Below are 13,739 nucleotides of genomic sequence, written 5' to 3'. Positions count from 1 at the left end.
TAGCTATTCAAAGTGTGAGTTTATAAGCCATTTAATCATCTATTTTGTCGAATTTTGCATTAACGATGTTGAATGTTTAACTCCCTTCTGTCTTAGGCTAAAAGCGTTATGTTAAATGCAGATAATGGCCAATGGTTTGTATTAACCAGTAAGCCCAGAGAAGAACAACGGGCTTATGATAATTTGACAATGCAAGGTTATGAAGTGTTTCTACCTAAAATAGCCCAAGTAACAAAAATAAATAACCGTAATCAAATTGTACAGAAATCATTATTCCCCAACTACCTATTTATACATTTAGATAAGCAGGTTGCTGATTTTAATGCTATTCGTTCAACTAGGGGGGTAGGGAGTTTTGTTCGTTTTGGCTTGAACCATGCGACTATTGACTATGGCATCATTAATGCTATTAAAAAACGCATAGGGTGTGAGAAACAAGACAAAACCTTGGTTGAATTAATAGAGTACTGCCAAGGAGATGCAGTTGAGCTCACTGAAGGTTCATTTGAAGGGTTAATCGCAATATATCAAGCCAAAAGTGGTTTAGAGCGAAGTCTATTGATGGTGAGAATGCTAGGCCAAGAAAGACAGGTAATTGTAAAAAATAAAAAGTTTGAAAAAGTAGTTCGCTAAGTAAAAAGAGTGAGGGTAACGAGCGGTTCAGTAACAGAATAAACCATTATATTTACTTATTATTATAAGTTCTATTATTACAGGTTAGTTATAGTCGTGATTAAGTAGAAAAACAACGGAGGTTACGGGTGTGTGGGAAATAATTGAAATAAACATTGCCTCTTGGAGCCAAACCAATGGGCGGTAGCGTGCCTACAGAGTGAAAAACGCGGTTACACAAGTTTATAAATATAGTGATGACTTCGGTGATTTAGCATTCCCATGGCAAGACGTAATGACATCAGATTATGTAAGTTCATTTACAAAAATAGTGATAGGCAAAGTGTACAATTTTTCGTGCGTTATTATATAAGCTGCACTCGAAGGTGAGGTTTAGAAATTCGATTTAAAAAACACAGTGCTGCATCATTATCTTTAGATGAATAGCAACAACAATCATCAAGCCGTAACGAAGTGTTTATAAAATCCTATAACTCTGGTGGTTACATGATGAAGCAAATAGAAGAGCTCTTTAATGTACATTATTCGTTGCTGAGCAGATTAGTTGTGAGAAATAGAAAATTAAGTGTAAAAAAGTAGTGGGGGGATGCAAAATGAAAGACTTGCCCCTGGCATCTTCAATAATTTGCGAGATTAAATCTGCGTGCATCAATGCATTATTACTTTGTTAAATGCCAAGGCCCACCAATTAGGTGTTTTGAAAAGTTAAATGAGCTGACACGACAATTTCTTACTCTGTGTACCCTGCAATGCATTATCAGTGACCTAGCCAAAGCAAAACAACTTAAGCAAATACTTGAGGTGTTAAGCGCGCAAGCTATACCGGTAATTTTAATTAAATGCGCAGCGTTTAATAGCCTGTTGTATAAAAGTGATGCCTCCAGAACCTCTAACGACATAGATTTAATGGTTAAAAAAAAATTGGCATTAAGCGCTTACAGCGGTAAAACAATCATAAACCCGCTTATAAAAGTTAAAAAAGAAGTATTTGATGATTTATACGAATTCTTTTTTGTACCTAAATCATAGATAGGCGCAGCACTTGATTTGCATAAGTCCCTCACGCACCCCAATTTGTTTAATCTTGTGGAAAAAGATCTTTGGAAAGAAAGTACCGCACATCCTACGTTTAAAAAATATAAAAATGCTGTGCGCTCAACACGCGTTATCACACCAGGCAATACATGCCTTTAAAGATATGAATTTTTGTAAATATAACCTGGCAGATAGTTGTGGAATTATTAGTAATCAGCGCGCTGATATAGCTAAAATTATAGCCGTAGCAAATGGACGCGGCATAACGAGACCTTTATACGTGCTTTTAAAAAATTCTAATCAAGTTATGCAAAGCAATATTGATAATGATCTTCCCCTAATTTTGTAGACATTTTACTTCATCTCTGAACAGTATATTGCAAGGTGCAAAAAACTTACTCGATCTTTTGTTATTGGCTATTAGCAATGTGATGAAAGGTAGTGAGGGCAAGGAAAAATTTAAAATATATGGGAATGTAAAATTGGTTTGGGTTTGCAAATATCATCCATTTAAGGATGGTATCCCATGTCATGATGCGATTGTACGGGCTATCTGCTTAAAAGCCCTGATGAAATTTATAAAGGCTTTCAAGCACGTATAGTACCGAATAAAATGAAATAATATAAATACATATAGGCAGTTAAATTATGGTTGTAAAAAGAGGCGTTTTAGAGGCGAACAAATCGTTCATAACGGTTTTTCAAAGGCTATCAGACATTGCTGTTATTTTATGCAGCTTGTTTTTAGCTAGCCATTATTTAGATGAACCATGGGTTTTGGTACATACAACTGCGACAATATTGGCTGCATTGTTATTTCAACTTATCAGTGAAATAAGTGATCTTTATATTTCTTGGCGTGGTTTATCCATTTTAAAAGAATTAAAGAAAACTTCAGTTAATTGGCTAGTGACGGTGTTTGTTTGTTTTTTGATTGTAGATTTATCTACCCTAGCCAACTTTTCACAAAAAATCCAGATAGCATGGCCACTTATTGGATTATTTTCGCTAGTCGTTTATCGGATTATCTTACGGCTTGTTATTTCTAATTTCCGCAGCAAAGGCTTTAACGCCCGTTCTTTTGTTCTAGCGGGTGGTGGAGCACTTGGTCAAAGTCTATTAAGTAAAATTTCAAATAATCAATCATATGGACTTATATTTGAGGGGTATTACGATGATCTTGAGAGCCACAAAGGCTTTGACAATATACAGAGAAAAGGCGATTTAAAGGAATTAGTGGTAAAGTGCAAACAAGGCTGTATTGACCGAGTTTATATTACGCTGCCAATGCGGGCTGAACAACGAATTAAATGGCTAATAAAAGAGCTGGCTGATACCACTGCTTCAGTTTATCTGGTGCCAGATGTTTTTACATTCGAACTCATGCATTCAAGGAGCGATATTATTGCTGGTATCCCAACCATCAGCATTTACGACTCACCCATTTATGGAACTAATGCGATTATTAAACGCATTGAAGATCTAGTTTTATCGACTATTATCTTACTATTAATTACTCCTTTGCTCATTGCTATTAGTATTGCAGTTAAGTTCACTTCACCTGGTCCTGTTTTATTTAAACAAATACGCTACGGAATTGATGGAAAAGCCATTAAGGTATGGAAATTTCGTTCGATGACAGTAATGGAAAATGGTGCTCAAGTTATTCAGGCCAAGAAAAATGATGTCCGCTTAACTCCAATCGGAGGTATTCTTCGTTCAAAATCATTAGATGAATTACCGCAGTTTTTCAATGTGTTACAAGGTAAAATGTCAATAGTAGGACCTCGTCCTCATGCTGTTGCACATAATGAGGAATATAGGCCTATTATTAGCGGTTACATGCTGCGACATAAAGTCAAGCCCGGAATTACTGGCTGGGCACAAGTTAATGGTTGGCGTGGTGAAACCGATACCCTAGAAAAAATGGAAAAGCGAATAGATCATGACCTTGACTATATTAGAGACTGGTCTCTAAGCTTTGATTTAAAAATAATCACAATGACTATCTTTAAGAGTTTTCTTGATAAAAGTATTTACTAGATTAGAAGAAATTATGTCTGTTACCAAAGGTTATTTATAACTTTCAGAGTGCGTTTTACTACTTTTACCTAAACTACAGCTAATAAAACACCCTAGATACTTCATCAAGATGGCTAAATTCTACTACCATCGTTAAATAATGTTTCACTAAATTGCTTGATCCCGGCTTAACCCATTCGGCTTATTGTCGAGCGCAAATCTTGTGTGCACACAGTTCAAATATCGCAAAGTAGGCAAATAATGAACCATTATTATGGCATCGGTCGTGTTGTATTAATTAACCTGAATTCTGTTTAAGAAATTGAACTAGATACCTGTTCCAAGATCCGATCTTTCGACTAAAAGAGATGAATCTAAAAAAGGAACAGGCATGAGTAAATTAGTTGAGTTGTTTTGTGATGTCGATGATTTTTGCAAAGTATTTATTCCTCAATGGCGTAAACAACTGCTTGAAGACGGTACGCGAAAACGTCAAAAAGAAGGGCAAAGAGAAGGGCAAATGACCACATATGAAATCATGACGATTGTCGTCAGTTTTCATATGTCACATTACCGTGATTTCAAAAACTACTCTCTTGGGTATGTATCTCTTGTGTACAAAAATGCGTTTCCAAATTTATTGAGTTACACACAATTTGTAGCGGTCATGCCTAGAGTTATCGTGCCAATGTGCGTCTACTTCACATCACTTAAAGGAAAGCCCACAGGACTCGAATTCATTGACTCTACAAGCATCAAGGTGTGTCATAACATCCGAATACCTAGACATAAAACCTTCGACGGTATCGCTCAACGAGGTAAAGGTACTATGGGTTGGTTTTATGGTTTCAAGCTCCACTTAGTCGTCAATCATCACGGTGAAATTGTTGCTGCGAAAGTCACAACCGACAATGTGCATGACACTCAACCCGTACGTGAATTAGCAGAAGGTTTGACTGATAAATTGTATGGAGACAAAGGCTATTTGAGTAAAGCTTTGGAAGCGGATTTATTAGACAAAGGTGTAAGTCTCATCACAACCGTTCGCAAAAATATGAAAGCAAGAGCTATATCGTTGCGGGATAGAGCCATGCTTTCAAGGCGCTATATAATTCAAACAATAAACGACCAACTTAAGAATATTTCTTATATCGAACACTCAAGGTATCGGAGTATGAACGGCTTTATGCTGAATTTACTCGCGGGATTGGTCGCTTATTGTTTAAAAGAAAATAAGTCAAGCCTGAATTTAACTGACGTAGAGCTGAACTCTATGGTTATCGCTTAAGCAGATCTCAGGTTAGATAATTTTTTTTATTCACGTGAAACCCTTAAAATATAACGGTAAATTCAATAAGTGGGCATTAGCATAAACCTTGGTACTACCTACTTATATAATGTTACAAACATGACCGTATCTAATTCTATACTTACTACCGAGTATTCACACAGTTATCAGTGACTGCAAAACACGCAAAAGCCATGAGCGCAGCGCCTCAAGCAAGTATTTAACATAGACATTACCAAATGCGAAACGCACAATATTAGGATAATTACCTGCATCACAGCCCCTTCGTTATTCAAAAAATTTCAACGTACCTTGTGACGTGGTCAACATATTTCGGACAGCCCAGTTAAGCTACTTTTCTTGTTTTTATCATTTTTCTGCTCGTACTTATTTCGGCTTTGATAGCCCAGATATGAATGCAGTCTATGGCTGTTGTAAAACATCGATATGTAATTCAAGATGTCCTGCTGCGCCTCATATCGGGTTTGGTAACTTCGCCAAGGTACCCGCTTACTCTTCAAGCTGTCTAAGACACTTTCTTTAATGGCGTTGTCCCAGCAATCACCTTTTCTGCTCACTCAGTATTTAAAAGGGGAGTTGATCAGGCAAACAAATGGCACAAACTTCCCGTACAAATTTGAACTGAGTATGTCCGTTATTGAACACATAGCTCTCTGTCAGATCGGTTTAGCTTTATTCTTAATGGTTGTTAGGTTAATTGCTGGCTATTCCCAAACATCCTATTTAACTTAAGCGACGACCCCTGCCTTTTTTAGCTAAAGCAAACCTAATCGATGCCACTGAGTTGTTCAAAAATAGGGATGGTGTCAATGTTTACCATTCCTAGGTATTAATCTTCATACTTTGTTGCGCTATCACTACTGTTTAAGTGCATATCACTGCTATATTCTGATACTTGTCGCTAGTTTATAAGGAAAATGTGTAATGACTCCCCGTGTTTGGAACAGTATGTTATTAAAGGTTTTATGCATTATTTCAGTATTAGTCAGTCCCGCGTGTTTTGCCATTAGCCAAATAGTACTCGATCAAATACTTGAACAAAGCCCTGACACCATAAAAATTGGTTTAATGGCGTTAGCTGCTGTGTTTGTTTTTTTATTATTGTTGGTCATTTTCATTAAAATACAATTGGGTAGCGTCCGTAAAGATCAAAAAAAGCACAACACTGCATTAGCTGACAAACAATCCTTACTTAACGATTTCAAAGTTGGCATGTTGCACGTTAATCAGGCCGGTGAGATTATTTTTGCAAATCGAGTCGCGGCGTTTTTTTTAGGCAGTAAAGAAGATAAGTTAATTAATAGACCTTTAACTGAGGTGTTTGATAACGGGGTACAAGAATCCATCAACACGGCTTTAGCATCTAATCAATATGTGCCTCTGCAAACTTATGTGGCAGCTAGTAAACGTCATTTGCAATTAGGATTCAGTAAACAGTCGGATATAAATCATGGTATAGCCAGTGTTATTTCGCTTGCAGATGTGAGCAATTATCAGCATCAAATTGAACTTCAATCTTCTCGCTTAACCAGCTTAAATAAAGGTTTACAACAATCAGGCATAGCTCAGCTCAGTATCAACTTTGATAATAATACTTTTACCTCGGACCAACTATTTGCCGATTTGTTGTTGGCAACGGCACCTTTAGGTGGTGAGCTCAATCAATTAAAGAAATTACTAAATAGCAAAGCTGTTTTTGAGTGGGAACAGGCTTTGGAAACGAGTAAGAAACAGCATCAATTAGACATTTGTCTTGAGTTTTTGCTGTTCGATAAAAATCACACCGAAAGTCAGGGCAGTGAGCCAAAAGAATCGCAAGTGCAAAATACTATTCCTCTAAGGCTTATTGGCCTAAGCTGTAAAAAGAATGACAAAGGCGAAACCACGTGTATAGACTTTATGGTGCAAAAACCTGTCAGAACTGGAGCAACAAAAAGGTTTATTTCAAACTAGCCAGCAACAAGTTAAAACGTTACTTACAACTAGTCCTAACCCCGTTTATTTGCTTGATGAACAAGGTAAATTCACTGATTGCAATTCAGCCTTTGAGTCGATGTTTAAACAAAGATTGTCAAAAATTCTGCATAAAAGCTTACAAGAAATTGACATACTGCCTGCTGAGATTAATCGTCTGCATACCCAGAACAGTGCAAATTTTAGTTCAGTCAATGCAGGGCACGATAAAGAGTTCGAATTGCAGCTTGCTGATGAAGTGGTCCACACACTTAAATTAAAGTTAAAGTTTTTTTCAGATAATAATAAAAAACGCGCCGGTGTGGTGGGAGTCATTCAAGATGTGACCGAACTTAAAGAAACCAAAAATCAGCTTGAACAAGAACGAAAACATTTTATTACTATTTTGGACTTAGCACCTCTAGCTGTAGCCACTATTGATGCCGAAGACCGCATTGTTAGAGCTAATATTGCTATGACGGATAGATTAGGTTTAAGTGAAAGAGAGCTGAAAAAAGATACCATTTATCAGCTGTTTAACGACTCGAGTAATGCAGGTAAGGCCGCTAAACAAATTCATCAGACTGGAAGATTACGTGGTTTTGTCGCGCACTTAAAAGGTAAAAATGATGAATTACATCCCAGTGAGTTACACGTCGATTGTCTAAATAAAGAAAAACAAGAGTACTTGTGCTGGATTACAGACCGCACTAAAGAACAGTTCCATCAAGATAAGTTTGATGGGTTATTGCAACACAGCAGTATGCCAATGGCTATTTTTGGTGAGCAAGGCTTTAGTAAATTGAATCCTGCAGCTTGCTCATTTTTTAATGTACAAGATGAACATGAGTTATTTGGCAGCAGCCCTTTTGCAGCAGAGTTAAATCTAGATCAACAAGCATCTGAAGAGCTAGAAAGGCATTTAACCAAAGTTAAACTAGATGGGCAGGCCAAATCATTACAATGGGAGCATAAAGTGGGCCAGGTCTCTTTACCTTGCCAAGCAACCTATGTGCCTATGTATAAAGGTCAAGACTTCGATTCAATTCTATGTATTTGGACCGACTTTAGGGATTTACAGTTAGCGGATGAAGCACGTATTGAGGCGCTGAATTTACATCAAGCTGCCGAGAAAGAAGTCGCAGAGAAACAACAACTTTTACAAAGCAGCCGTGATCAGTTGGCGACAAAGGTCAAAAATTTAGCAGATACAGAAACAAGGCTACAAGCTGCTCAAGATGACTTATCTGAAAAACAAAGTGAATTCAGCGATTTACAACAGGCTCACCAAAGTGTCACCGATAATCTTCAAGAGTTGCAACAGGATTATAATCAGAGTCGTTCTCAGCTAAGCGAGGCGCAAAATGTTAACAGTGAATTAAGTATTCAATTAGAAGAGTCCACGACTAAAGTGACGGGGTTACAGGCCCAGCGCAATCAAATTTCAGACGCTTTACAACACAGCGAGAAAAAATATAAAACTGCTCAACAAGAGCTGATTGAAAGCGAACGTAATGCTGAGAACTTGAAACAGGAACAGTATAGCCAACAAGCAAATATGGATGATTTTGTGTCAGAAATTGATGGGTTTAAACAGTCCATTGAGCAAAAAGATCTACAGATTAATGAAGTCGGTGGTCAAATCAATTCATTGCAGTCTGAGTTGACGAGCTCAGGCAATACCAGTGAAAAACTGCGTCAGTTATTGGTTAATCAGCGCAAGGCCAGTGAACAAGCAGAGGAGCAACGCCGAAACCTTGAACAGACTTATAAAATAGCTGAGTCAGAGTTATCTAACAAAGTGCGTCATGTTGAGCATTTGCAAAACGAGATGCAAAAATTTGAAGAAATGTCGAATCAACAAAAAGGCGACATGCAGCAACAGCAAAGCCAGTTGGTGCAAGAGTTAGAGTCAAAACAGCAACAATTACAAGAAACCCAACAAGCTCTAGATGAAACCAAACAAGCAGCCGAACAAGATAAGGTGGCTAAAGAACAACAACAAAATCAATTAGAAATATTGCAACAAGAACTGTCTGAGATGGAAAGTCATAGCCAGCAACAACAGCAGAAAATGGCAGAAACTGAACATGAGTGGCAGGCACAACAGCAACAAATTCAACAAGAATTAGCTGCTAAGCAGCAGCAATTGCAAGACACCGAACGCACCTTACAGCAAGCTAAAGAACAAAGTGAAACAGAAAAAGCAGATAAAGAGCAACAACTTGCTCTGTTCGAAAATTTACAATCAGAACTTGCAGAAGTGGAGCTGCGCAATAAACAGCAGCAACAACAAATAGCCCTAAGAGACGGTGAATACCAGCAACAACAAGCAAACATGCAGCAAGAGCTTAAAGATAAGCAGCAGCAGCTCCAGGACACTGAGCAAAACTTGAGTCAAGCCAAAGAGCAAACTGAAGCAGAGAAAAAACAACAACAAGCCTTATTCGAGACATTACAACATGAGCTAAGTGAAATGGAGTCACGCAACGTTCAGCAGCAGCAGCAAATGGCAAAAAGTGATAAAGAATGGCAGTTGCAACAGCAAAAAGTACAACAAGAGTTAATTGATAAACAACAACAATTGCAACAATCAGAGCAATTGTTGTCACAAACTAAACAGCAAACTGAAGCAGAAAAAGCAGCAGAAAGAGCCGAGAAAGAACAACAACAAGCACTGTTTGAGAAACTCCAGAATGAGCTGGCAGAAATGGAGCAGCAAAGTACTCAGCAGCAACAGAAAATAGCCCAGAGCGACCAAGATTGGCAAAATCAACAACAAGCGTTGCAAGATGAGGTCGAGGCTAAACGTCAACAGTTGCAAAATACTCAGGGTAATTTGGATGATATTAAACGCCAAGCAGATGCTGAAAAAATTGCTCGTTTAGAACAACAACAGAAACTAGAGCAATTGACGGTTGAACTCACCGATGTAGAAAGCCGTGCGGTCAAACAAAAAGAAATGATTGAAGGCAGTGATGAACAATGGCGTAAGCATCATGCAGAAATTGAGCAACAAAAATTACAATTACAACAGGCTTTGATTGAAGCTGAACAGCAAAATATTCAAATGCAACAGAAGCTCGAAGGTAACTTAGAACAACTGCAACAAGCAGAGTCACAAGTATCAGAAACTCAATCGGGCGAACAAAAGCTGCAACATGAACTCAATCAAGCTCGTGACCAAGCAGAGCAGTTGCAACAACGTATACAACAACAAGAAGAGCATGAACGTAAACTACAAGAGCAGCTCGAACAGCAACAGCAAAGTTTACAGGGCAGTGAACAGAGTATTCATTCTTTAGAGGAAAAACAGGCTCTGTTAACTGAGCAATTACAAGCTGTGCAACAGGAATACTCAAACAGTAAAGAGAGTTTAAGCGACCGACACATTGATCACACTGAGTTAGCAGAGCAGTTACAAAAACTGGAACAGGATTTACACTACAGTCAATCTCAGTTAAGTGATAAAGAATCGGCTCTGCAGGAAGCAAAACAAGAGTTAGAGTCGAATCAGGCAAAACTAGTGGAACAAGAGAGCGCATTGTTATCTGCACATAAGGAAGAGCTGCAGCAAGCCATAGAGCAGCAACCGCTGCAAGAAAACAAAGCACCATCTGACATTGCCAAAATTGTGATGCCCGGTAACCCTGCTATTTGGTTTGATTTATTGCCATACTTACAAAATCAGAATGTGACTAAGCCTTTGCCAGTTGTCTTAAATGAGCTGATGGATGAGTTAGAAAACGGTATCAAAGAAACTGATATTGCCGTAGATGAAGATGACGTGGCTTGTATTTTACGCGGTGCCCGAAAGCTGGTGATTGTGGCAAATAAAGTCAATTCCGAAGCATTAACCGACGTGGTAACAAGGTTAGAAGCTGACTGTCGTCAAGGCCTTGTGGATAATATATCTATCTCTTGGCCTACAGTGCAACGTTCATTAAACAATACCTTACGCGTCATTTATTCGCATTTGAATAATTGATATCAGTGTTAAAATAACATTTTAGCTATCGAGTTATTGTCTGCGATTAAAGGCCTGAAATATTCGTTAAAGTTTAATCGTTTTTAGATGGGTTTGTATCGAACCTGATAGACAGCGATGAACCAACCGGGGCTAAATGAAGTGGTTGTCGTATTAGAACTTATCAGGCAAGTATTCAGACCATGGGTTTGATATTACTTTGATTAATATTGGAAATATTCCCTAGTTTTTTCTGTTTTCCATGCGCCACATTTTGCGTTAGTCGAAGAGCCTGAATATCTTCTTTCTATATTTTTAGGCTAATCAGGCTAATAGGTTTTGTAATTCATGGCCTTTATTTTAGAGTCTTCGTGGAATTGACCAAAACATTATTTAGGGTTTGTTTGAGCCGTTTTTAATGTGTAACCCTGTGCATTAGCTAATAGCGCTTTACTTCGAACAAAGACCCCATTACCTCGACCAATTTCGCGACCATCAGCATCATAAACCACAGCTTCTGAAATAAATTGTGATGTATTCTTATTAACAACTCTCCCTACCGCTCTCATTTTTCCTGAAGAAACTGGGCGAGTGATATATGTAGTGAAGGATACCGTGACTAAAAAATATTCTTGCTCTAGCGAGTTAGCTGCGTACCAAGCGGCATCATCAAGCATTTTAAAGTATACAGACCCGTGAACTCCGCCTGCTGCATGGTGAAACGCTTCAGACAAATTTATTTCTATTTCTGCTGTACCTTCACCCACTGCAAGTGTTGGTTGATAAAATTCGTTTATCTTTACTGAATCATGCATTCTGATCAGATATTCAAAATGTTCACTTGCATCCATATCACTCTTTCCTATTGTTTAAATAACAGCCGAGCTGTTGGGCTGAAAATTACGGGAACAAAATATTAAGCTTTATTTGTCACTATTCAACTAGCTATAAAACACTTATATACTATTTTCTGTCATATCTGTCAGTTAACGATTATGTGAAAAAAGTAGGAATACGGTGACTAGTTTTTGTTTGAGTCAGATGCCAATAATAGAGTGCTGTGTATCAGCATACTTGATCGTAACACTAGGCTTCTTCAAATAGGCTTCTTCAAATTTTTCATTAGCTTGTCGTTAATATATGACAGGTAACCGACCAGTAATAATGCAAGAGGTGGCAGCATATTTTGATGGTGCAGATAAATAATTAACAAAAGTTCGATGCTAGCTTAATTAAACTGTTTGACTTAATAAGGATTGTATAACCGCTTTCACGAGCCTCTTGTTATCCTTGTTGTTCTTAATAGCTTTCCTCATAGCATTAATATAGTCATGGTACTCAGAGCAACGATTCGCAGGCGTTGAGATAACAAAGCAGTGCCTGTTTTTGGCTAATATAATAATTTTTTTAAATTATTAAACGAAAAATCGATCGTAACGTGAAGTTATGGACTTTTTGAGGTGCCAATGTGCTTAATTAAATGCGCTGATTTAAATATGTTAATTCAAGAGTTCTGAGTTTAGTGCTTAATTTACCCCAAGCATTTACAAAACCGACGAGTATTAGCTGGTTAAAGAAGAAGTTACTTCCTTCTTCTTTAACCGTTTTTTTGATACTGGTTCTATAGAGTGAACTTCACTGATGTTTGCAGGTAACTCGAATCAAGATCTAAACCTTGGTCATCGACTACATATTTGCCAAGCTCAACGCCAATTATCATGTTAGGGGTGTATTGTCTGATTAGGTTAACTGCATAATGTGAACGGTCATGTCTGAGTATATCGGTTTCACCGTTACCGTAAAATATCGTGCTGCGATACTCGTCACTCCACATTCTTCTATAACCAACATACCAAGCGGTTGTTTTTTCTGCTTTTGTTTCACCACTGACTGGATCGACCACGATGTCTGTGGCTAACGTTACTCCAGCATAACGACCTGACTCACCAAGGGTTAGTTGAAAACGAATATCATCTTTACCCACAGCATTTATCTTGCCGGATAAACTAAATGCAGTGGCTGTGGCATCGATGCCACCTTGGTCAACTTTTCTCAAGAGTCCAGCCACACTGGCTTGACCCCAGTCGCCTTTAAAGTTATATCGGGCAACAATATCTGGAATATTACTATCTGGGTCATTGTTGGCCCCAGTTACTCCTACATTACCAGAACCACCATTGCCATCGGTGTCTCCAAATGTTTGTGCGTTTTCAATAGCGAATTGCCAGTTACCAACTGTATAGCGGATTTGTACTTGTCTGATAAACCCTTCAGCGACCATTGGCCCACCAAAATCTAAAGATTCAACTAATGCAGCTAGTGGCATAAAAGTTGACCATGTTTGACCAATTAACCAGTTTTCATTTTTTACAAATGCATGACGTAAGCGCGGGTTCACCGAATTACTGATAATTTCGTTACCGCCGCCGCCATAAAAATCCATTTCAATAAAGCCGGTCCAATCATTATGAATATAAGAAATGTTAAATCGGCTCTCTTTTACATTTAAACCCAGTTTCGAAGTCTCCACCGCGCCAGGATTATTACCAATCCAATAATCTTGATAGTTTAAATTGCCGTTGACATATCGAGCATCCACCTTTAGGTAACCGCCAAACTTCATTTTGTCACCGTTTTTGAAGTCTAATTCTAATGCTTCTGCATTTGCAACTGTGGTGATGAAGCTTGTACCCATTAGCAAGAAACCCAACACTGCAGTTTTCTTAATAAAATTATTCATGTGATAGTCCAATTTGTTGAATCTATCTGAACCTTGAACTAAAATTATAAGTTTGCATATAAGCTCATGGTCTATAAGAC

At 38.0% G+C, this 13,739-nt stretch carries 8 protein-coding genes and 1 pseudogene; 6 read left to right on the top strand and 3 right to left on the bottom strand.

Features of this window, described 5'->3' with window-relative positions:
* The first annotated feature begins 108 nt into the window (after positions 1–108).
* From rfaH to C427_RS14335, 4 genes are all read left to right on the top strand, one after another.
* The gene (gene rfaH, locus C427_RS14360; protein ID WP_007636615.1) at positions 109–633 is read left to right on the top strand and encodes a transcription/translation regulatory transformer protein RfaH; all 525 of its coding nucleotides are present in this window, start codon (positions 109–111) and stop codon (positions 631–633) included.
* 651 nt (positions 634–1,284) lie between these two features.
* Positions 1,285–1,662, top strand: coding sequence for a nucleotidyltransferase family protein (locus C427_RS14355; protein ID WP_007636617.1), 378 nt, complete (start codon positions 1,285–1,287; stop codon positions 1,660–1,662).
* 654 nt (positions 1,663–2,316) lie between these two features.
* A complete protein-coding gene (locus tag C427_RS14340) occupies positions 2,317–3,711 on the top strand; it encodes an undecaprenyl-phosphate glucose phosphotransferase (RefSeq protein WP_007636619.1) in 1,395 nt (464 codons plus the stop codon).
* Between the two features lie 370 nt (positions 3,712–4,081).
* Positions 4,082–4,978, top strand: coding sequence for an IS982 family transposase (locus tag C427_RS14335; RefSeq protein WP_015430986.1), 897 nt, complete (start codon positions 4,082–4,084; stop codon positions 4,976–4,978).
* A gap of 346 nt (positions 4,979–5,324) precedes the next feature.
* Here C427_RS14335 and C427_RS25020 read toward each other — a convergent pair.
* Positions 5,325–5,556 (bottom strand): annotated as a pseudogene (locus tag C427_RS25020) (IS3 family transposase); the annotation flags it as partial.
* 367 nt (positions 5,557–5,923) lie between these two features.
* On the opposite strand from C427_RS25020, the gene C427_RS27615 reads away from it, so the two are divergent.
* Together C427_RS27615 and C427_RS14330 are read left to right on the top strand one after the other, a co-directional pair.
* Entirely contained in the window at positions 5,924–6,952 is a 1,029-nt protein-coding gene (locus C427_RS27615) for a PAS domain-containing protein (RefSeq protein ID WP_015430985.1), read from the top strand.
* Between the two features lie 49 nt (positions 6,953–7,001).
* Entirely contained in the window at positions 7,002–10,940 is a 3,939-nt protein-coding gene (locus tag C427_RS14330; RefSeq protein ID WP_015430984.1) for a PAS domain S-box protein, read from the top strand.
* 368 nt (positions 10,941–11,308) lie between these two features.
* Here C427_RS14330 and C427_RS14325 read toward each other — a convergent pair whose 3' ends face one another.
* Both C427_RS14325 and C427_RS14320 read right to left on the bottom strand, forming a co-directional pair.
* On the bottom strand, positions 11,309–11,770 hold the full coding sequence (locus tag C427_RS14325; protein WP_007638917.1) for a PaaI family thioesterase: 462 nt from the start codon (positions 11,768–11,770) through the stop codon (positions 11,309–11,311).
* A 770-nt stretch (positions 11,771–12,540) separates the two neighbouring features.
* Positions 12,541–13,659 (bottom strand): DcaP family trimeric outer membrane transporter, encoded by a 1,119-nt coding sequence (locus tag C427_RS14320; protein ID WP_007638915.1) that lies wholly within the window; start codon positions 13,657–13,659, stop codon positions 12,541–12,543.
* Positions 13,660–13,739 lie beyond the last annotated feature (80 nt).

The sequence above is a fragment of the Paraglaciecola psychrophila 170 genome, assembly GCF_000347635.1.
In the GTDB taxonomy this organism is placed as follows: domain Bacteria; phylum Pseudomonadota; class Gammaproteobacteria; order Enterobacterales; family Alteromonadaceae; genus Paraglaciecola; species Paraglaciecola psychrophila.
This window is presented reverse-complemented; position numbering and strand designations above follow the sequence as displayed.